Raw genomic sequence first — 21,339 nt, forward strand, 5'->3', positions numbered from 1 at the left:
AGTTATGTATATAAAGGGATAGAAATTTTGATGATGGGACTGTTAGTATTTTTGGTAGGTATAATCTTTACTAATATAGTTTCTCGTAGATTTTTTGGTGGATCTCTTGTTTGGATTGATGAAGTCAGTAGATTAGTATTTGTTTGGATTTCTTTTATAGCAATAGCTATTGGTTTTAGGAAAAGTTCACATCCATCTTTTTCAGTTTTGTTAGAGAAATTAGATGAAGAAAAAGCCAAGAAACTATTGATAGTGATTAATATTTTAGTTTCAATCTTTTTATTTTATTTACTACAAGGTGGTATTGATTATGTTTTAAGGTCGCAAGTACAAAGAACATCTATTTTAGGTATTTCTGTTGCTTGGAAGTATGCTGCAGTCCCTGTAGCTACAGCTATAATGTTTGTTGAATGTATAATTAAAACTATAAGTTTATTTAAGAAAGATGAATTAAAAATAGAACATGAAACTAATGAGGTGATTTAATTGGCTGAACTTATTATCTTTTTATCTTCTTTAATAAGCTTTACAGTTATCGGAGTTCCTGTTGGTTTTGCAATTGGCTTAACTAGCCTTATATTGATGTTCTTTATGGGGATGAGTAATCCAATGATATTAGCAAGGAGAATGGTAACAGGAATTGATTCGTATACCTTATTAGCTATACCATTTTTCATGTTGGCTGGAGAAATTATGAATAAAGCTGGTATAGTTCGTGATATACTAAGGTTTGCTAATGCTATAGTTGGTCGTTTAAAAGGTGGATTAGCTTATGTAAATATAGTAGGGAGTATGTTATTTGCAGGGATTAGTGGTTCAGCTGTGGCAGATACTTCTGCATTGGGTTCTTTGATAATTCCTATGATGGAGGAAGATGGATATGACAAGTCTTTTTCTTCAGCAATTACTTCTTCTTCCGCAATTATTGGCCCTATAATTCCACCAAGTATTCCGATGATTATTTTTGGTTCTATTGCACAAGTATCTATTGCTAGATTGTTTTTAGGGGGGGCTATACCAGGTATATTAGTCGGTCTTTCTTTAATGGGGGTAGCATACTTTACTGCTACAAAAAGAGATTACCCAGTCAGTGATAAGATCAGTTTGAAAGAATTTTTAGAAGTTTGCAAGAAGACTATCTGGGCTTTAATCTTACCAATGATTATCTTATTTGGAATAGTAGGAGGAATATTTACTGCAACTGAGGCTGGAGCAGTAGCTGTTGTCTATGGTGTTGTAATATCTTTTGTTGTTTATGATTTAACACTAGAAGATGTACCGGAGATATTGAGAGGGGCATCTTTAAATACAGGAATAGTAATGCTGATTTGTGCTACTGCAATGGCTTTAACGTGGTATCTTGCTACAGCTCAAGTTCCTCAAAATTTAACTCAGTTTTTGACAAGCCTTACTGAAAGTAGATTGGTCTTCTTATTTATATTGAATGTATTATTATTCTTAGTTGGGATGGTTATTGATTTAACTCCTGCTTTATTTTTATTAGTACCAATCCTATTACCTGTTAGTGCAACTTATGGGGTTGATCCTATTCATTTTGGAATAATTATGGTTGCTAATCTATGTGTTGGCCTTACAACACCCCCAGTAGGCACTGTATTATATGTTACTACCTCAATTTCTAAAATTAATTTAGAAGAGTTGGTTAAAGAGTTATTACCAATGTATATTGTATTATTTATTGTATTGTTGTTGATAACTTATGTTCCAGAAATAGTACTATGGCTGCCATCATTAATTTAGGAAGTGATATGAATGGAATTAGAATTTTATTACTCAGATATTGAAGGTGTTGAAATACCTACTGACAATTTTTTTGGTGTATTTAAACCTAAGAAAAATGAAGATGATTTTGCTCTTGATGAATTGGTTTCAAAAGCTCTAGAAGAACCTATTGGTACTAATAGACTGAATCAAGAATTAAAACCAGGGGATGAAGTAGTAATTTTATCTGATGATAATACCCGCGCTACGCCAGTTGATCAAATTTTACAGGTTTTATTACCTAAGCTTCACCAGCTAGGGATTAAGAAAGAAGATATTACTATTTTGATGGCTTTAGGGACTCATCGACCGATGGAACATGATGAATTAGTTGCTAAATTAGGTGTAGAAATAGTTGAAGATTATAATGTAATCAATCATTTATGGGATGAAGAGGATCAAAATATCTATTATGGAAAGACTTCTAAGGGGATAGAAGTTTGGGGCAATAGATTATTAAAAGAGTCTGATTATGTAATTGGAATTGGCCATATAGTTCCACATCGGGTAGCTGGTTTTTCTGGTGGTGGAAAGATTGCTCAACCAGGAGTATGTACTGGTCAAACTACTGGAGAAACCCATTGGCTTAGTGCTTTAGTACCAGGGACTGATATTATGGGCCAAAGGGATAATTCAGTCAGAAAACAGATAGATGAATCAGCTAGACTAATGGGTTTAGATTTTATTATTAATGTGGTTCAAGATTTAAAAGAAGAAGTAGTAGGAGTATTTGCTGGCGATTTAGTCGAAGCTCATCGGGCAGGTTGTGAATTAGCTAAAGATGTTTATGGGGTTGAGATACCTAAAGCTGATATTGTAATTACTGATTCTTATCCAGCTGATATTGAGTTATGGCAGGCTGCTAAAGGGGTTTATTCTTCCGATTTAGTAGTTAAAGAAGATGGTTATATTATTTTAGTAACACCTTGTCCTGAAGGAGTAGCAAAGACTCATCCAGAGATTGAAAAGTTTGGTTATTTATCTTTAGAAGATACAGAAGAGCTTATAGAAAATAAAGAGTTAGAAGAAATGAGTGTAGCTGCTCATCTAGTTCATGTAGGTAGAGCTATTAAAGAAAAGGCAAATGGAATTCTGGTTTGTCCAAATATTTCTAAAGAAGTTAAAGAAGGATTAGGTTTTATTCCAGCTGATTCTGTACAAGAAGCACTAGAATTTGCTTTAGATAAGAAAGGTAAAGATGCTTCAATTATTGCTATGTTACATGCTGGAGAAATTTTGCCGATTAACAAATGAGCTTTGAGATAGATAAAATTTTTAAGGAGGAATAAATATGTCTAAATTTAAAGTATTAGTAACTGATTATGAATATGAAACTTTACAGTATGAAGAGGAAGTGTTAAATGAGATTGATGCGGAATTTTTAAAAGCACAATGTAAGACAGAAGAAGATGTGATTGAAGCAGCTCAAGGTGTAGATGGTTTATTAGTTCAATATGCTCCAATTAGTAAAAAGGTCTTTGCAGCATTACCAGACTTAAAGGTAGTAGCTCGTTATGGAGTAGGGGTTGATGTAGTTGATTTAGAAGCAGCTACTGAGCATGGAGTTGCTGTAGTTAATGTTCCTGATTATTGTGAAGATGAAGTTTCAGATCAAGCATTTGCTTTATTAATGGCTTGTGCTAGAAAGACTGTCTTACTCAATAATGATGTCAAATCAGGGAATTGGGACTTCAATGTTGGTAAACCAATCCATCGTTTACGAGGGAGTACTTTAGGAATTGTTGGCTTTGGGAAGATACCACGTAAATTAGCAGAGAAAGCTAAGGTGTTTGGATTTGAAATGTTAGTTTATGATCCTTTCGTTGAGCAAGAGGTAGAGGAAGAGTACGGTGTTCAATTAGTAGAGTTAGATGAGCTAATGAAGAGATCAGATTATGTCTCTGTTCATGTACCACTAAATGAGCATACTAAGCATCTGATTGGAGCTGAGGAATTTGAATTGATGAAGGAGTCAGCTTTTATAATCAATACTGCACGTGGTGCTGTGCTAGATGAAGCAGCTTTAGTTACAGCATTAGACAATGGTCAATTGGCAGGAGCTGGATTAGATGTAACAGAGGAAGAGCCGATTGCTAAAGATAGCCCATTATTAGAGATGGATAATGTAATCATCAACCCACATGTTGGTTGGTACTCTGAAGAAGCTCAGGTTGAATTACAGACTAAAGCCGCTCAAGGAGTAGCAGATGTACTGACTGGAAAAGGAGCTAAGTATCTAGTTAATCAAGAAGTAGTGATCGATTAAATTATTTTTTTGCTAATTAACTGAAACAGCGTTTCATATATAAAAACAAACTATAAAATGAGGTGATGGCTATGTTAGAAGTAGTAACACTAGGTGAAACGATGGTAATGATGAACCCTGAAGAGACGGGTGATTTAAAGTATATTTATAATTATAAAAAGCAGCTAGGCGGGGCAGAGAGTAATTTTGCGATTGGACTAAATAGATTAGACCATCAAGTAGGTTGGATCAGTAAATTGGGTGCTGATCCCCATGGAGAATATGTTAAATCATTCATACAAGGAGAAGGGGTAGATGTCTCCCAAGTTAAGTTGAGCGATGATGCTCCAACAGGGTTGTTTTTTAAAGAAAGAAGAGAGCTAGGAGAGAGTAAGGTCTATTATTATCGTCATGATTCAGCAGCAAGCAGAATGAATCCTGCTGATTTAGATGAGGACTATATTGCTCAAGCTAAGTATCTGCATTTGACTGGCATTACGCCTGCCTTAAGTGAGTCATGTTATCAGACTATTTTAGAGGCAATTGAGATTGCCCAAGAAAATGATGTCAAGATTTCTTTAGACCCTAACTTACGTTTGAAATTATGGAGTAAAGAACGGATGAGAGAAGTAATGTTAGAGCTATTTAAAGAAGCTGATATTGTCTTACCAGGTATTGAAGAAGGTGAGATCTTATTAGGAACGGATGATCCTACTGAGATCGCTCAGCAGATCTTAGATTTAGGAGCAGAGCTTGTAGTAGTTAAACTAGGAGCTGAAGGTGCTTTGGTAGCAACTGAAGATATTATCGAAAAAGTGCCAGGTTATCCAGTAGAAAGGGTCGTTGATCCAATTGGAGCTGGAGATGGTTTTGCGGCTGGATTTATTGCTGGACAGTTGAAAGAATATGATTTGGTTGAATCAACTAAATTAGCCAATGCTGTAGGTGCCTTTGCTACGACAGTGATTGGAGATGTAGAAGGTTTACCGACGATGGAGCAAGTCAAGATCTTTACTGGGCAAAAGAACGGAATAGATAGATAAATTAGGGGGTAAAAAGATGAAGAAACAAGAAAATTTAGAGACCATTCTTGAGAGTGGAGTTATAGCAGTAATTAGGGGTACTGAAGTTGATAAGATGGTAAAGATTGTTGAAGCTTTACAAGAAGGTGGCATCAAAGCTTTGGAGGTTACTTTAAATACCCCTGGTGCATTAGATATGATTAAAGAATTAGCAGTTAAGTTAGAGGATACAGATGTAGTTGTTGGGGCTGGAACTGTATTAGATGGAGAGACAGCTCGAGCTGCTATCTTAGCTGGGGCAGAGTTTGTTTTTGCTCCTAATTTAAATTACGATGTGATTGAAGTCTGTAACCGCTACGGGAAGATAGTGATTCCTGGAGTAATGACCCCAACAGAGATTGTTAATGCTTATCAAGCTGGAGCCGATTTGGTTAAGGTTTTTCCTGCTAAGGTTGTTGGCCCAGGATTTATTAAGAGTGTAAAAGGGCCATTAGATCATATTCCAATGATGCCTACAGGTGGAGTAAACTTAGATAATGCAGCAGACTTTATTGAAGCAGGTTCAGTTGCTTTAGGAGTTGGGGGTTCACTACTTGACCAAGAAGCAATTGATAATGAAGATTATGAAGTTTTAACTGAAAAGGCTAAGCAATTTGTGCAGGTTGTAGAGGAGACTAGAGAGTCCTTAGCCTAACTTGGATAAGGAGGAAGAGCGATGATTATTGATAGTTTAGAAAATGTTACTGATTATAATATAACTGAAAGGTTAGAGCAAGCTTTTGTTTACTTAGAGGAGAATGATTTTAAAGAATTAGAAGATAGCAAGTATGAAGTAGATGGAGAAGAAATTTTTGCGATAGTTGATTCATACCAACCTAAAGCTAAAGAGGATGGATTTTGGGAAGGGCATCGTCAGTATATTGATATTCAATATCTTGTCGAAGGAACTGAATTGATCGGTTATTCTAACCTGGAGCGAATGAACTTTCAAAAATATGATGCAGATAAAGACTTAGCAGTATTTGAAGGAGAAGGTGATTTTCTAACTTTAGAAGCAGGTGATTTTATGCTTCTTAGACCACAAGATATTCATATGCCTGGGATTGCTGTTAATGATGATACTCAAAGAGTAAAGAAAGTTATTGTCAAGATCAAAGTGGATTAAATAGAAATATCAATAATTTTTCTGATTATAATTATAAAGTGAGTTTAAGGACATTTGTTAGCTTTTAATTAAGCAAATGTCCTTTATTTCTTTATGGGTATATCTCTCTGTTAAAATTAGTAAAAAAGTATCTCCTTCCTTTTTTTCGATCATTTATTGAATTTAATTAAAATAGAATTTTGTAATTAGAAGCAAGAACTATAAGTTTTAGGAAGATTATTACCGAATAAAAGAGTGAGTAATTTAGTTAAATCCATATTTGAAAGAAAATTTAGTATAAATAAGCATAATTAAGTGCTTAGAAAAATCAAGAAATTTTAAAAACAAGGTGGTATAATGGAGAAATTAAAGAATTTATTTTCATTAAGTAAAGACAAATCAAAGGTATCTGATGGTAATTTAGGTACCTTTCTTTCTAAAGTAAGTATAATTAAACAGTTACATTTTGGTTTTGGAACTTTACTATTATTAATTATTTTTAGTGGAAGCATTATTTTTTATAATAATTATCATATTAATAATCAAATTGAAGAATTGAATCAGAGAATAATTCCAGTAGTAGAGGTTAATGAAGAAATTAGTCAGGAATTGAATCAGAAGGAAAATAGTATTTATCGTTGGCAAGCAGGTTTAGGGCCTTTAGATTTAGAGCAAGGAAGATTAGAAGATAGTTTCAAAAGGCTCGAAGAGCAGATAGAGGACCCAGATCTAGTTGGAGTTATAGATGACCTTTATCAATCTACTAATGAGCTAGAAGAAGAAATTCAAAATTTATACTCCTCTGAAGCCAATTCTACAGCAAGAAGTAATATTCTGTCTAATATAAGTAGGCTAAATTATAGGATTGACCATCTTAATACTCGCTTAAGTAATTATAATTGGAGTAGGTTGGAGAATATAGCAGATTATATTCTTTATGCTTCCAATCAAGGTAGAGCTATTGTCATAATTTTAACTTTAGTTAGTCTTATAATTGGCGTTAGTATAGGTCTTCTTATTAATCGTGGTGTTAATAATATAACATCTAATGTACAGGATAAGACTTTTGATACTTCAACTAAGATAGAAGAGGTATCTAGTTCTGCTCAGGATATGAAGAAGATCGCTGATGAGGTGAATGATGATTTAACTAAAGCAGTAGCTACGATTCAAAATTTAGCGGTTGGAAATGATGAAGTAGCAAAAGCAAGTAATGAGGTATCAATTTCTATTCAAGAGGTATCTAAGAGGATAGAGCAGTTATCTAGTCAGTCAGAGGTTATTTCTCAGGCTGGTCATAATACTTATCGGATAATTAAAGAAACAAATGATGGTATTGATATGGTAGAGGAATCTATAAATAATACTGTTGGAGTAATTCAAGAATTAGATCAAAGTATTGATAAGATTAGTGATATTTCTGATGAGATTATGAAAATAGCAGACCAGACTAATTTATTAGCCTTAAATGCAGCAATTGAAGCTGCAAGGGCAGGAGAAGATGGAGAAGGATTTACAGTGGTAGCAGAAGAGGTTAAAGATTTAGCAGATGAGAGTATTCAAGCAACTAAAGAAGTGCAGTCTATTATCTCTGAAGTGGAAAAGGCATCAAACAAGGTAATATCAGCAATGATTACAGGAGATGGCTTAAAGAATAAGAGTATAGTAGATACTTTTGCTAAGGTTAAAAACTTGTTTAAACAAGTTAGCAATAATATGGATGATGTTATTGAATCTACTGAAGTTCAAGTTACTGCTACCCAAGAGATAAGTGCTTTATCCCAACAGATTTCAGCTTCTAGTGAAGAGGTTGCAGCTCAGACTCAAGAATCTTTAAGTTCAACTGAGAATCTAACAGAGTTAATAGAAGAGGTTAATAACCTAAATGCTGAATTATACTTAAAGATTAAGGAGCAGGTTAAAAAGTCCCAAGAGCAACAAAGCTTAATTGAGCAGGTAATAAAAATAAATCAAAGACTGAGTTAGTTTTAAGATGTTTTATATACCTGAATCCACTTAGTTACCAACAATATATTAAGTTGACTTAGATGAGATATAATATTAATTATGAGGTGATAAGATGCTAAAAAGTCAGCGGTTAAGGAAAATAGGACCGGAGATAGATGCTTTACGATTAGGAACAGGTTGGAAAGAAGATGAACTGTCTCAACCACAAATTTTGGTAGATAGTACTTATGGGGCAAGCCATCCTGGAAGTGTCCACTTGGATCAAGTGGTTGCTAAAATATCTGAAGGCATCAAGAAAGTGGATGCTAAACCAGCTGAATTTACTGTAACTGATATTTGTGATGGAGTAGCACAGGGTCATGATGGGATGAATTACTCTCTGGTTTCCCGAGAAATGATTGCTAATATGGTAGAGATTCACGCGTTGGCCCATCCTTATGATGGAGTGGTTTTATCTTCTTCTTGTGATAAGGCCATTCCTGCCCATTTGATGGCAGCAGCCAGAATCGATATGCCAACAATTCATGTACCAGGTGGTACTATGAGTCCAGGGCAAGGTGGTTTGACCTTAGAAAAGGTTGGAACTTATGCTGTTCAACTAGAACGAGAAGAGATCAGTGCAGAGGAATTTACGAAGATACAGGCAGAAGCTTGCCCTAACTGTGGTTCTTGTCAGTTTATGGGTACAGCTAATACAATGCAGGTGATTGCTGAAGCATTAGGTCTAGCTCTACCTGGTTCTGCTTTGGCCCCTACTCAAGATGAGATAGTTGATAATTTTGCTTACAAAGCAGGAGAGCAGATTTTAGAGTTAATTGAGGAGGATATTAAACCGAGTGATATTTTGACTAAAGAGTCCTTTGAAAATGCAATTGTTCTCCATGCAGCGGTAGCAGGTTCAACCAATGCTTTATTACATCTACCAGCAATTGCTCATGAAGCTGGAATTGAGATCGAACTAGAATTATTTGATCAAATCCATCGTCAAACGCCTCATTTAGCTAATGTAATTCCAAGTGGTGAGTATGCTTGTGAGTTATTATGGTATGCTGGTGGGGTTCCAGCGATAATGGAAGAGCTTAAAGAATTATTACATCTTGATGTGATGACCGTTACAGGTAAAACTTTAGGTCAAAATTTAGCTGAGCTTAAAGAAGTTGGTTTCATTGAAAAGTGTCGAGTTCAATTTAAAGAAAATTATGATTTAGAGGTAAGTAATGTATTGAAGAGTAGGGAAGAAGCTATATCTGATGAAGGAGCAATAGCTATTCTGACAGGAAATTTGGCCCCTGAAGGAGCTGTTGTTAAGCATTCAGCAGTTGCTGAAGAGATGCATCAGCATGTTGGCCCAGCTCGGGTCTTTGATTGTGAAGAGGATGCTAAAGAAGCAATTATTACTAGAGAAATTGAACCAGGGGATGTAATCTTTATTCGTTATGAAGGGCCAAAAGGTAGCGGAATGCCTGAGATGTTTTATACAACAGAAGCCCTTGCCTCTGATCCTGAACTAGTATCTACAACGGCATTGATTACAGATGGTCGCTATTCTGGTGCTACTAGAGGGCCAGCAATTGGCCATGTTTCACCAGAAGCAGCTGCTGGCGGGCCAATAGCATTAATAGAAGATGGAGATTTAATTAAGATCGATATACCTGCTCGAAAATTAGAGATTGTGGGGATAGCAGGAGAAGAAATTTCTTCAGCAGGGATAACTAAAACTCTGGCTCAGCGGAAGGAAGAATGGACAAAACCAAATTTAGGGACTAAAAAAGGTGTGTTGGCCCAATATGCTAAATTAGCAACTTCACCAATGAAAGGTGGTTATATGGAGTAAATTAGCTGTAAAAAGAAAAGTCAAAATAAAACTTGACATAGACTTGACACCCACTATTTTCTTTGTTAAGATTAACATTATGAAGTTAATATGAATTTCAAGGAGGAAATAGTGTGAGTAAGTTGAGTAAAGAAGATATATTGCAACAAGCTAAAGAGTTAAATGTTAAATTTATAAGATTACAATTTACTGATATTTTGGGGATTATTAAGAATGTAGCGATTACAGTTGAACAATTAGAGGAAGCATTAGATGGAGAAATTATGTTTGATGGATCATCAATTGATGGTTTTACTCGAATTCAAGAGTCTGATATGTACTTAAAACCAGATTATGATACATTTACTGTCTTTCCGTGGCGACCTAAAGAAGGAGGAGCAGTAGCTCGGTTGATCTGTGATGTTTATACTACAGGTGGAAAGCCATTTGAAGGTGGGCCACGAAATGTCTTGAAAAAAGTCTTAAAAGAAGCAGAAGAGATGGGTTATACGATGTATGTTGGCCCGGAACCAGAATTTTTCTTGTTTGAGAAGGATGAAAATGGAGCTCCAACTACAATTACTAATGATCAAGGTGGTTACTTCGATTTAGGGCCATCAGATTTAGGACAAGATACTAGGCGAGATATTGTATTAGCATTAGAGAAGATGGGTTTTGATGTAGAAGCTTCGCACCATGAAGTAGCACCTGGTCAACATGAGATTGACTTTAAATACTCAGATGCTTTAACTGCAGCAGATAATATTGCCACTTTTAGATTTGTTACTAAAGCAATTGCTAATGAGCATGATTTACATGCGACTTTTATGCCTAAGCCGATCTTTGGTGAAGCTGGCTCAGGGATGCATATGAATCAGTCTCTATTTAAAGGCAAAGAGAATGCTTTCTATGATCCAGATGATCGATTGTGCTTAAGTCAGATTGCTTATTATTATATTGGTGGGTTAATTAAGCATGCTAAAGCAATGACTGCAATTACTAATCCGACTGTCAACTCTTATAAACGATTGGTACCTGGATATGAAGCACCGGTTTATATTGCTTGGTCTGCTTCTAATAGAAGTGCTTTGGTTAGGATTCCAGATGCTAAAGGTCTAGGAACAAGGGTAGAGTTGAGAAATCCTGATCCAGCAGCTAATCCTTATTTAGCTACAGCTGTAATGTTGAAGGCAGGATTAGATGGAATTAAGAATAAGATTGAACCTCCTGAAGAGGTTATTGATAATATATATGATATGAATGAATGTGAAAAAGAGAATGCTTGTATTGATAGTTTACCAGGGGATATTAATGCAGCAGTGCAGTATTTATTGCGAGATGAAGTAATTACAGAAGCATTAGGAGATCATGTTCTTGACCGTTTCGTAGAAGCTAAACAGATAGAATGGGATGTCTATCGAACTCAGGTTCATCAATGGGAATTAGATCAGTATTTGAAGATATTTTAATTAAGGGTGAATAAGGAAACATTCTTTTTGATACAATTTTTAATTGTCAAAAAGAATGTTTTTTATTTTTACTGGACTAGATTGGATTTAAGATTAAAAAAGGTCTTTTTATCTTGGTAAAGAAATAATATAAACATGATTATTAAAAAGGGAGGTTAGAAGATGAATAGGGAACAAGAAGGAAATCAAGTCTTTTATACTTCATTGGCTGTTGTCTTTGCAATTGTAATTTGGGGAATAATTAGTCCTACAAGTTTTGGAGGAGTAGCTAATTCAATTTTTGATTTTCTAGCCGGTAATTTTGGTTGGTTTTATTTGACTTCAATGTTTTCTTTTGTGATCTTTTCTATCTGGATTGCTTTCAGTAAATATGGGAAGATAAAGTTAGGAAAGGATGATGAAGAACCAGAGTTTAGTAATCTCTCTTGGTTTGCAATGTTATTTAGTGCAGGTATGGGAGTTGGATTAGTGTTTTGGGGAGTAGCAGAACCACTAAATCATTTTGTTGCTCCATTAGGTGTAGAAGCTGGAAGTCAAGCTGCAGCTGAATTTGCCTTTGAAAAGTCTTTTTTCCACTGGGGCTTACATCCTTGGGCCAACTACGCTGTTTTAGCTTTAGGACTAGCTTATATGCAGTTTAGAAAGGAGAAGCCTGGTTTGATCAGTAGTGTTTTTATTCCTTTGATTGGTGAGCGAGGTGCTCAAGGGCCAATCGGTAAATTGATCGATATCCTGGCAATCTTTGCTACTGTCGGTGGAGTAGCCACTTCACTAGGAATGGCTACCTTACAGATAACTAGTGGTTTTAATTATATGTTTGGAATTCCTGAAACGAATTTTTCTCGGGTTATAGTAATCACGATTATCACAATTTTATTTATTATCTCTGCTATTACTGGGATTGAAAAAGGGATTAAATATCTCTCTAATGCCAATGTTGGTCTGGGTGCAATTTTGATGGTCTTAGGGTTGATTGTTGGGCCAACAGTTTTGATTATCAATAATATGATTACTGGTACAGGAAGTTATTTAGGTTCAATCGTCAGTGAAAGCTTAAGAATTACAGGTGAAGATTGGTATGGTTGGTGGACAATCTTTTATTGGGCCTGGTGGATTGCTTGGGCTCCATTTGTAGGAACCTTTGTGGCTCGTATTTCTAAAGGAAGAACGATTCGTGAGTTTGTAGGTGGAGTATTGTTGGCCCCTACGTTAGCTTCCATTGCTTGGTTTTCAATCTTTGGAACTTTAGGGATTGAAACAGGGCTTGAATTTGGTGAGCAGGTAGTTGCTGCTGGAGAAGAAACTGCATTATTTATGGTAATGGAGCATTATCCTCTAGGAGGAGTTGTTTCTTTAGTGGCAGTGGTTTTATTGACTACTTTCTTTATCACCTCTGCTGACTCAGCAACTTTTGTATTAGGAACGATGTCTTCTAATGGAGATTTAAATCCAACTACTCGCCGAAGAGTGACTTGGGGTTTGATTCAATCTGGTCTTGCTTTAGCTTTAATGTTGGCTGGAGGAGAAGAAGCCTTAGGTATGTTGCAGACAGGTTCAATTGCTGCCGCTTTTCCATTTGCTTTCATTATGTTGTTTTGTATGGTAGCTTTGGTTAAAGCATTGAGAGAGGATTATAAACTCAATTTTGAAGAAGAATCTACTAAAAATTCATAATAATGAAGCATCAATTTTTACCCCTGCTAGTAATCGTGATTATTAGTAGGGGATTTTTAGTTATTGTAACAGAGCAAATAATAAGTAGGGTTAATGATTATTAAAGCGATTGATTAGAATTTTTTTTGATTATCATAAAAAAATCTTATACAATAATAGATAAGTTATTTAATTCATTAATGGAGGAATTAATCTAATCATGATCTATTTAAATAATGCTGCTACAACGTGGCCTAAGCCAGAGCAAGTTTATCAAGAAGTCGATAATTTCTTTAGAGATTTTGGAATGAATCCTGGTCGAACAGGTAGAGCAGGAATGACTGAAGTGGAGCGGAAGGTCTTTGCAGTCAGAGAAAAGATAGCTGATTTTTTTAAGGTTCAGGATTCTTCGCGGGTTATCTTTACTTCTGGTGCTACTGAATCTCTAAATTTGGCGATTAAAGGTTTATTAAAGTCAGGGGATCATGTAATTACTACCTGTTTTGAGCATAATTCAGTATTGCGACCATTAAAAAAATTAGAGAAAAATTTAGAAATTGAACTGTCAGTTATTGGTCTCAATCAAGTAGGGGGACTGGATTTAGAGCAGTTAAAAAAAGAGATCAAAGAAAATACAAAATTAATTGTAACCACCCATGCTTCAAATGTAACTGGAAGATTGGTTGAGATAGAGCAAGTAGCTCAGCTAGCTGAGGAAAATGATCTCTTTTATCTGTTGGATGCTGCTCAGACTGCCGGAGTCTTTCCGCTTGATTTAGCAGAGGCTAAGATTGATTTAGTAGCTCTGCCAGGCCATAAGTACTTATATGGCCCACCGGGGATAGGTGTTTTATATCTAGCTGAGGGGGTTGAGCTTGATACTCTGCTAGAAGGGGGAACTGGAACTAACTCTTTAGCTACCTTGCAGCCAGAGCTTTTGCCTGATAGATTTGAAAGTGGAACTGCTAATATAACTGGAATTGCTGGTTTAGGAGCAGGGCTTGATTTTGTGAAAGAGGTTGGGGTTGATAGGATTAGAAAGAAGGAACTGGAATTGACTTCTTATCTATTAGAAGAGTTAAAGGAGATTCCAGAAGTCATTATTTATGGTCCATTGACCTCCAAAAATCGAGCTCCAGTAGTGGCTTTTAATCTTAAAGGGAAAGATTCGGCAAAAGTGGGTCATGTCTTACAAGAGGAGTATGGAATTATTGTTCGCAGTGGACTACACTGTGCCCCTGTGATTCATCAACGTTTGAAGACGGACAAGCAGGGTATGATTAGAGTTAGTTTTGGATATTTTAATACGCAACAGGATGTGGAGCAGTTGGTTGTTGCGTTGAAGAAAATAATTGAAGGATAATTACAATTATGTGTCAGTTATGTGTGTGAGTGTGGGTAAAAATAATTTTGTAGGGGCAGGTCTCCGTGCCTGCCCGTGAAACAGAAATTAGCCATATGTTTTAACGTATGGCGATCGGTTGGTAAAATAAGATTTATTAAGGCTCGAACCACAGGTTTCAGGAAGCCCGATTGGGCTACAGGTTAAAACCTGTAGCTTGAATGTAAAAACAAAGGGCGACCCTACGAGTCTAAAAATCAAGACTCTTCGTGAAACCCATAAAAACCATATCCACAGGGAATCGCCCCTACAAAGAACATTGGTTTCCATGTAGGGGTGAACCTCGTGTTCACCCTAAGTAAGCATTTCTCTAAAACAAGGGCGAATCTATGAGTCCTCTCGGACTCTTCGTGAAATTCATAAAAACCATATCTACAAGATTCGCCCCTACATAAACACATTATTGTACGAATGAAAAGTTACACTATATATCAATATTATTTCATTGAAAGTAAGAGGATATTGAAGGAGAGGTGAACTATGAAACAAGAAATTTTAAGCCAAATACCTGCTGTCAATGATCTATTAGCAGCGGAATTTGGGCAAAGGTTGGTCGAAGATTATTCACACCAGTTAGTAGTTGATGCTATTCGTAAGATAACAGCTAAACTAAGAGAAGAAGTATTAGCTACTGCTGAAGAGGAGTTAGAAGCAAAGGAGTTTGACTTATCTTCTCAAGTAATCTTAAAGCAAGTAAAAGATTACTTAGAAAAAGAAGATCGATTGATCTTATCTCCTGCCGTCAATGCTACAGGGGTTGTACTCCATACCAATTTAGGTCGGTCATTGTTATCTGATAAGGCTCAGCAAGCAGTAATTGATGTAGCTGATAATTATTCAACCTTGGAAGTAGATGTGGCTACAGGGGAGCGAGGGTCTCGTTATAATAATATTAAAGAGATTTTGGCTGAATTGACTGGTGCTGAAGACTGTTTGGTGGTCAATAATAACGCTGCTGCTGTCTTGTTGGCGTTAAGTAGTCTAGCTAGTGGTAAGGAAGTGATAATTTCGCGGGGCCAATTAGTAGAGATAGGTGGTTCTTTTAGAGTACCTGATGTGATGGAGCGAAGTGGAGCTAAGCTTGTCGAGGTAGGAAGTACCAATAAGGTTCATCTGCGTGATTATCAAGAAGCTATTACAGAGGAGACAGCTTTATTATTAAAGGTACATACTAGTAACTACAAGATCTTAGGTTTTACTAAGGATGTTAAGCCTGCTGAATTGGTAGGATTGGCCCGTCAAAATGATTTACCTGTATTTGAGGATTTGGGTAGTGGGATCTTTGTTGATCTGACTGGTGATGGTTTAAGCTATGAGCCTACAGTCCAAGAGAGTCTAGAAGCTGGAGTAGATGTTGTTACCTTCAGTGGTGATAAATTATTAGGAGGGCCACAAGCAGGGATTATTGTTGGTAAGCAAGAATATATTGAAGAGATGAAAAGACACCCTTTGACGAGAGCATTACGGATTGATAAATTTAGTTTGGCTGCTTTGGAGGCAACCTTGAAGGAGTATCGAGATTTAGAACGGGCCAAAGAAAAAATTCCAACCTTAAGGATGTTAGCAATTTCTCCAGAAGAGTTAAAGCAAAATGCTGAAGAGTTATTAAGCCAGTTATCTCAAGTTGTTTCAGAAGATTTTGAATTGAATTTGAGAGCAGGTATTTCACAGGTAGGAGGAGGTTCATTTCCTTTAGAAGAATTAACTACTTATGTGATTGAACTAAGGCATGAACAGCTGTCAACAGAGGAGCTAGCTGCGAAGTTAAGGGCAAATTATCCGCCAATCTTTACTAGGATAGCTAATGATGCTGTTGTATTTGATCTACGAACGATCCAACAGCAGGATTATCAGATTATTGTGGAAGCAGTTGATAAGTTTGTTTGATTTTAAAGGTTTTAAATTTAATTGTACCACCCAGTCTAAAAACCAGACTGGTTGTGAAAATCACAAAAACCGTATCCACTGTAAATTATTTTTTATTTAGGAGGTGTAGCTTATGGATGAGAAGAATCTGATTATTGGGACTGCTGGTCATATAGATCATGGAAAGACTACTTTGATCAAAGCCTTAACTGGGATTGATACCGATCGATTGGAAGCGGAGAAGAAACGAGGAATCTCTATTGAATTGGGTTTTGGTTGTTTGGAATTAGAAGATGATTTACAGGTGGGAATTATCGATGTACCAGGGCATGAAAAGTTTATCAAGAATATGTTGGCTGGGGCAGGTGGCGTTGATCTAGCTTTATTGGTGATTGCTGCTGATGAAGGATTTATGCCCCAAAGTGAAGAACATTTAGCTATCTTGAATCTCTTAAATGTAGAAGCGGGTATGATTGCAGTAACTAAGAGTGATCTGGTTGAAGAAGAATGGCTAGAGTTGGTGATTGAGGAGATTAAAGAAGAGGTTGCTGGCACCTTTTTAGAAGGGGCACCGATTGTACCTGTTTCTGCTACAGAAGGGATGGGGCTTGAACAATTAAAGAAAGAAATAAGTAATTTGGTTGACAACTTATCTGCTAAAGATATTAATGAGAATGCTTACTTATCGATTGATCGGGTCTTTTCTTTACAAGGTCATGGTACGGTTACAACGGGAACTTTAAGTAAAGGAAGAATAGAAGTAGATGACAAGTTGATGATCTATCCTCAGGAGAAGGAGGTTAGAGTAAGAAGTCTACAGGTTCATAATCAACAGGTGACAGAAGCTTTGGCTGGTCAACGAGTAGGGATTAATTTAGCTGGAGTCGAAACGGATGAGATTGAGCGGGGGGATGCCTTAGCGACAACAGATAGTTTAATGCCAACTGAGTTTTTGGATGCTCGGTTGCGATTATTATCTTCTGCTCCTACAGTAATAGAGCCTGGTGATGATATTAGGCTTTATCTAGGGGCTAAAGAGGTTTTAGGTAAGATATATCCATTAGATACAAAAGAGATTTATCCTGGGGAAGAGGCTTTCGTTCAGTTTAGATTGGAAGAAGAGGTTGTGGCTGTTTTTAGGGAGAGGTATGTACTGCGACGGCGTTCTCCGATGGATCTACTTGGTGGAGGGGAAATTCTTGATTTAAACCCATCTTATCATCATCGCTTAGAGCAAGAGGTAATTGAAGGTTTAAAGATTAGAGCCCAAGGGAGTTTAGAAGAGATAATTGAGCTCAGCTTAAGAGGGACTAAGGATGAACCATTAACGATTAGAGATTTAGTTAAGGAGACTGCTTTGTCTGTGGAGCAATTAAGAGAGATTTTAGCAGAATTAAAGGAAGAGGAGCGAGTTATTGAACTTAAAGCAGGGCAGGAGTCTATTTGGTTGGATAGTCAGACTTATCAACAACTGCAAAATGAAATCTTAGATTACTTGGATCATTATCATCAAGACTATCATTTGCAGCCTGGAATGACCAAAGAGGAATTAAGAACTAAGTTGTCTTTACAGTTAGATGCTAAGCAATATGATCTATTGTTGACTGATTTAGAAGCAGAAGGGTTGATCAGTATAGCTGGTGCTCAGCTTAAATTGGCCGAGTTTGAAATTGAATTCAGTTCTCAAGAGCAAGAAGTTAAAGAGAGAATAATTGATCTATTTATAGCAGAGAAATTTACTCCACCTAAAGCAAGAGAAGTTTTGAGTCAATTTAAGGAAGAAAAGTTGGCTGCCAGGGTCTTTAACTCTTTAGTAGCTACAGGAGAGTTGATTGAATTAAGCAGTGAACTTTATTTTCATAAGAGTGCTTTAGAAGAAGCAGAACAGAAATTAAGAGAGTATTTAAGTCAAGAGGAGAGTATAGAGTTAGGAGAGTTTAGAGATGTACTGAATAGTACCCGAAAGTATACTCTACCTTTGTTAAGATACTTTGACCAACAAGGAATAACTCTTAGACAAGGAGAAGCAAGGGTTTTGACTGATAATTAAAAGCTAGCAAGTGATTTTTTAATCGTTTACCTTTACAAATTAATTAGAATCTATTATAATTAAGAAAGAAGTAGCAATAAGGGAATGGCTGTATCCATGGTGGATATCTCGGACTTCAAATCCGATGGCAGGCAACTTGAGTTGTCTGTGGTGGGTTCGATTCCCACACATTCCCGCCAATTTGAAATTTAAAGGTGGGATTGCCATGAAAAAGATAGATGCTCGTGGAATGGATTGTCCTCAACCGGTAATTGAAACTAAGAATGCTTTACAAGATTGTGAAGAGCTGACTGTACTTATTGATAATCAAGTTGCAGCAGATAATGTCAGTAAATTAGCCAAGAAGCTAGGTTGTAAGATCAACCGAGTGGAAGATGGCAGTGATTATAAATTAATTTTAAGAAAAGATTCAGGCAAGCAAGAAGAGGTAACAACTGACAGCGAAAAGGTTTATTTTATTAAAACAGATCAACTAGGAACAGGTGCTGAAGAGTTAGGGGAGCTGTTGATTAAAGGATTTATCAATACATTGTTAGAGGTAAAGCCTTTACCTAGTAAGATCATTTTTATCAATTCTGGAGTTAAATTAGCTACTTCCAACCAAGAAGTGAAGAGAAATCTAGTCAAACTAGAGGCAGAAGATGTCGATATTTTAGCCTGTGGAATGTGTTTAGATTATTATGGGGTTAAAGAAGATTTAGAAGTTGGTAGAATCAGTAATATGTATGAAATAGTCGATATCTTAAATCAAGCTGAGGTAGTTGTGGTTTAATAAAAGTATATAAGTGACAATACCAACTTACTACTGGTTTAAGGTAGTAAGTTTTTTATTATCTTAAAGATTATTACAATTATGTGTAACTTTTGATGTGAAGCATGAGGGGTATTTCTCGTTTGGAAAGATTTTTTCTGAGCTTCTAAGATTCGCCTGCGAATAAATAAGAGCAAGCTAATTTAAAAGTAGGAAAATTAGCTAATTCATACTCTTATTTATTTCTCGACTTATCAAGAAGCTAGACGAAAAAATCTAGATGTCACTGCGAAACACCCCTCATGTTAAATTTTTAGATTGTAATGTTTTGATTTACCCGAAGAATTTATGCGATTGCGGTGGAAGTGGAGGAGTTTATACGTAATTTTAATACTTCAAATGAGAATGATCTGATTTTGGTGATTGCAAAAATTCAAATTCTTATTGATTTTTTGGCTACTTTTTTATCAAGTGCCCTGAAGGGCTGATAAGCCCTGAGGAAATGCCCTTGGGGTGAAAAAAGGTAGCACGGAAGAAAGTTTGGTTTTTAACTTTTCCGTAATAGGGGTTTGATTTTAAGGTCTTTAACTATCAACTATCAATTATAAACTATACACTGTTTTTCAGGGGGGGAGAAGATGTCTAAAATCCGCTTGACACAATATAGTCAGACTTCTGGTTGAGCTGCTAAGATGAGTCCTCAGACTCTATCGCAAGTTTTGCGACAAGTTGAACATCAAGCTAAGGATGAGAAATTAATAGTTGGGTTGGATAGTCCTGATGATGCTGCTGTTTATCAGCTAAATCAAGGACAAGCTTTGATTCAATCGGTTGATTACTTTACTCCAATTGTTGATGATCCATATTTATTTGGACAGATTGCAGCAGCTAACTCTTTAAGTGATATCTATGCTATGGGAGGTAAGCCTTTAACAGCTCTAAATATTGTTGGATTTCCTAGCTGTTTGCCAGATGAGGTACTGGTCAAGATCTTACAAGGAGGAGCTGATAAGGTAGCAGAGGCAGGAGCGGTTATAGCAGGAGGTCATACAATTCAAGATGATGAACCTAAGTATGGACTAGCGGTAACTGGAATTGTAGAGCCAGATAAGTTGCTTACTAATGCGAATGCTCAAGTTGGCGATAATTTGATCTTGACTAAGCCACTAGGGATGGGGATTATGACGACTGCGATTAAAGGTGGGTTGGCCCGTGGTGAGTTAGATAACCCTGTAATTAAAGCAATGGTTACCTTGAATGATAAACCAGTACAGATAATGCAAGAGATAGGGGTTAATGCCTGTACGGATATTACTGGTTTTGGCTTAGTAGGTCATCTGTGGGAGTTAGCTGCAGAGAGTAAGGTTGGAGTTACAGTCTTTGCTGAAGAAGTTCCTACCTTTGTTGGAATTTTAGAATATGCTGAAATGGGCTTAGTACCGGAGGGTGCTTATAGTAATCGGGAATATTTAGAGGATAAGGTTGAATATCAAGCTGAGTTATCAGAGGCACTAATCGATATCTTGTTTGATCCTCAGACTTCAGGAGGGTTATTGATCTCTGTTGAGGAAGATAAGACAACTGATCTATTAATTGAGCTTTATGCTCAGGGGATAGATGATGCCACTGTGATTGGTCAGGTTACTGATAAAAAGTCTCAAATAGAGATTAAGAAGAAAAAAGGTGACGTTAATGAAGGAAGAGTATAAGTTATATGTTTTTAATTCTACACATCATGCTTTAAAAGCAGAGCAGGTACTGAAGGAAAATGGATATCAGTTGCTGATGGTACCAATCCCGATTGAGATTACTGCTGATTGTGGTACTGCTATTAAATTAGAAGTTGAGTCAGAGCAAGGAGTATATAATCTGTTAAGTGAAGCTAAGATTGAAGTAGCAGGGTGCTATCAAGTGGTTAAGGATGATTTTGAAAAGAGGATAATTAAGCTAGGTTTAGATAAATAAAATGTAAATATAAATTGATATTTTCTCGAAGATACTTTGATGTATTTTTAGTGGGACTATGAATTAATCTTCTGCTGGTGCAGGAGATTAATTTTTTTGTCATTGAGGAATTATGTTTTTTAGAGGTTGTGGTATAATGTTTCTAAGCCCATGAAGCATATTTCAAAACAGTTTTTAGAATAAATGTCGTTTTCTTCCTTCAAACTATA

Annotated in this window: 17 protein-coding genes and 1 tRNA gene; all 18 read left to right on the forward strand. The window is 36.3% G+C overall.

The annotated features are described in order from the left end of the window. Positions 1–30 precede the first annotated feature (30 nt). Positions 31–486, forward strand: a complete 456-nt coding sequence (locus MWH28_RS04960) for a TRAP transporter small permease (protein WP_248618188.1) — start codon at positions 31–33, stop codon at positions 484–486. After that, positions 487–1,761: a TRAP transporter large permease gene (locus MWH28_RS04965; protein WP_248618189.1), complete on the forward strand. Its 1,275-nt coding sequence runs from the start codon at positions 487–489 to the stop codon at positions 1,759–1,761. A gap of 12 nt (positions 1,762–1,773) precedes the next feature. Further along, complete coding sequence (locus MWH28_RS04970; protein WP_248618190.1) at positions 1,774–3,036, forward strand: nickel-dependent lactate racemase family protein; 1,263 nt, start codon at positions 1,774–1,776, stop codon at positions 3,034–3,036. Between the two features lie 37 nt (positions 3,037–3,073). After that, the gene (locus tag MWH28_RS04975; RefSeq protein ID WP_248618191.1) at positions 3,074–4,048 is read left to right on the forward strand and encodes a C-terminal binding protein; all 975 of its coding nucleotides are present in this window, start codon (positions 3,074–3,076) and stop codon (positions 4,046–4,048) included. A 71-nt stretch (positions 4,049–4,119) separates the two neighbouring features. Beyond that, the gene (locus tag MWH28_RS04980) at positions 4,120–5,070 is read left to right on the forward strand and encodes a sugar kinase (RefSeq protein WP_248618192.1); all 951 of its coding nucleotides are present in this window, start codon (positions 4,120–4,122) and stop codon (positions 5,068–5,070) included. 16 nt (positions 5,071–5,086) lie between these two features. Continuing rightward, positions 5,087–5,743 (forward strand): bifunctional 4-hydroxy-2-oxoglutarate aldolase/2-dehydro-3-deoxy-phosphogluconate aldolase, encoded by a 657-nt coding sequence (locus MWH28_RS04985; protein WP_248618193.1) that lies wholly within the window; start codon positions 5,087–5,089, stop codon positions 5,741–5,743. 21 nt (positions 5,744–5,764) lie between these two features. After that, positions 5,765–6,214, forward strand: a complete 450-nt coding sequence (locus MWH28_RS04990; RefSeq protein WP_248618194.1) for a NanQ anomerase/TabA/YiaL family protein — start codon at positions 5,765–5,767, stop codon at positions 6,212–6,214. A gap of 336 nt (positions 6,215–6,550) precedes the next feature. After that, the gene (locus MWH28_RS04995) at positions 6,551–8,179 is read left to right on the forward strand and encodes a methyl-accepting chemotaxis protein (protein WP_248618195.1); all 1,629 of its coding nucleotides are present in this window, start codon (positions 6,551–6,553) and stop codon (positions 8,177–8,179) included. A 94-nt stretch (positions 8,180–8,273) separates the two neighbouring features. Next, positions 8,274–9,995: a dihydroxy-acid dehydratase gene (ilvD, locus tag MWH28_RS05000; protein WP_248618196.1), complete on the forward strand. Its 1,722-nt coding sequence runs from the start codon at positions 8,274–8,276 to the stop codon at positions 9,993–9,995. A 113-nt stretch (positions 9,996–10,108) separates the two neighbouring features. Then, positions 10,109–11,443 (forward strand): type I glutamate--ammonia ligase, encoded by a 1,335-nt coding sequence (gene glnA / locus MWH28_RS05005; protein WP_248618197.1) that lies wholly within the window; start codon positions 10,109–10,111, stop codon positions 11,441–11,443. 162 nt (positions 11,444–11,605) lie between these two features. Continuing rightward, positions 11,606–13,117 (forward strand): BCCT family transporter, encoded by a 1,512-nt coding sequence (locus MWH28_RS05010; protein ID WP_248618198.1) that lies wholly within the window; start codon positions 11,606–11,608, stop codon positions 13,115–13,117. Between the two features lie 199 nt (positions 13,118–13,316). Further along, positions 13,317–14,459, forward strand: coding sequence for an aminotransferase class V-fold PLP-dependent enzyme (locus MWH28_RS05015; RefSeq protein WP_248618199.1), 1,143 nt, complete (start codon positions 13,317–13,319; stop codon positions 14,457–14,459). Between the two features lie 519 nt (positions 14,460–14,978). Next, positions 14,979–16,385 (forward strand): L-seryl-tRNA(Sec) selenium transferase, encoded by a 1,407-nt coding sequence (selA, locus tag MWH28_RS05020; RefSeq protein WP_248618200.1) that lies wholly within the window; start codon positions 14,979–14,981, stop codon positions 16,383–16,385. Between the two features lie 112 nt (positions 16,386–16,497). Then, positions 16,498–18,414: a selenocysteine-specific translation elongation factor gene (gene selB / locus MWH28_RS05025; RefSeq protein ID WP_248618201.1), complete on the forward strand. Its 1,917-nt coding sequence runs from the start codon at positions 16,498–16,500 to the stop codon at positions 18,412–18,414. Between the two features lie 80 nt (positions 18,415–18,494). Further along, positions 18,495–18,593: transfer RNA gene (locus MWH28_RS05030), tRNA-Sec, on the forward strand. 26 nt (positions 18,594–18,619) lie between these two features. Next, the gene (yedF, locus tag MWH28_RS05035; RefSeq protein ID WP_248618202.1) at positions 18,620–19,186 is read left to right on the forward strand and encodes a sulfurtransferase-like selenium metabolism protein YedF; all 567 of its coding nucleotides are present in this window, start codon (positions 18,620–18,622) and stop codon (positions 19,184–19,186) included. A gap of 617 nt (positions 19,187–19,803) precedes the next feature. Next, complete coding sequence (selD, locus tag MWH28_RS05040) at positions 19,804–20,874, forward strand: selenide, water dikinase SelD (RefSeq protein ID WP_248618203.1); 1,071 nt, start codon at positions 19,804–19,806, stop codon at positions 20,872–20,874. Beyond that, a complete protein-coding gene (locus MWH28_RS05045) occupies positions 20,858–21,130 on the forward strand; it encodes a putative Se/S carrier protein (RefSeq protein ID WP_248618204.1) in 273 nt (90 codons plus the stop codon). Before selD ends, MWH28_RS05045 begins: the two co-directional genes overlap by 17 nt. Positions 21,131–21,339: the final 209 nt, after the last annotated feature.

This window comes from Natroniella sulfidigena, from assembly GCF_023223645.1.
Lineage (GTDB): Bacteria > Bacillota > Halanaerobiia > Halobacteroidales > Halobacteroidaceae > Natroniella > Natroniella sulfidigena.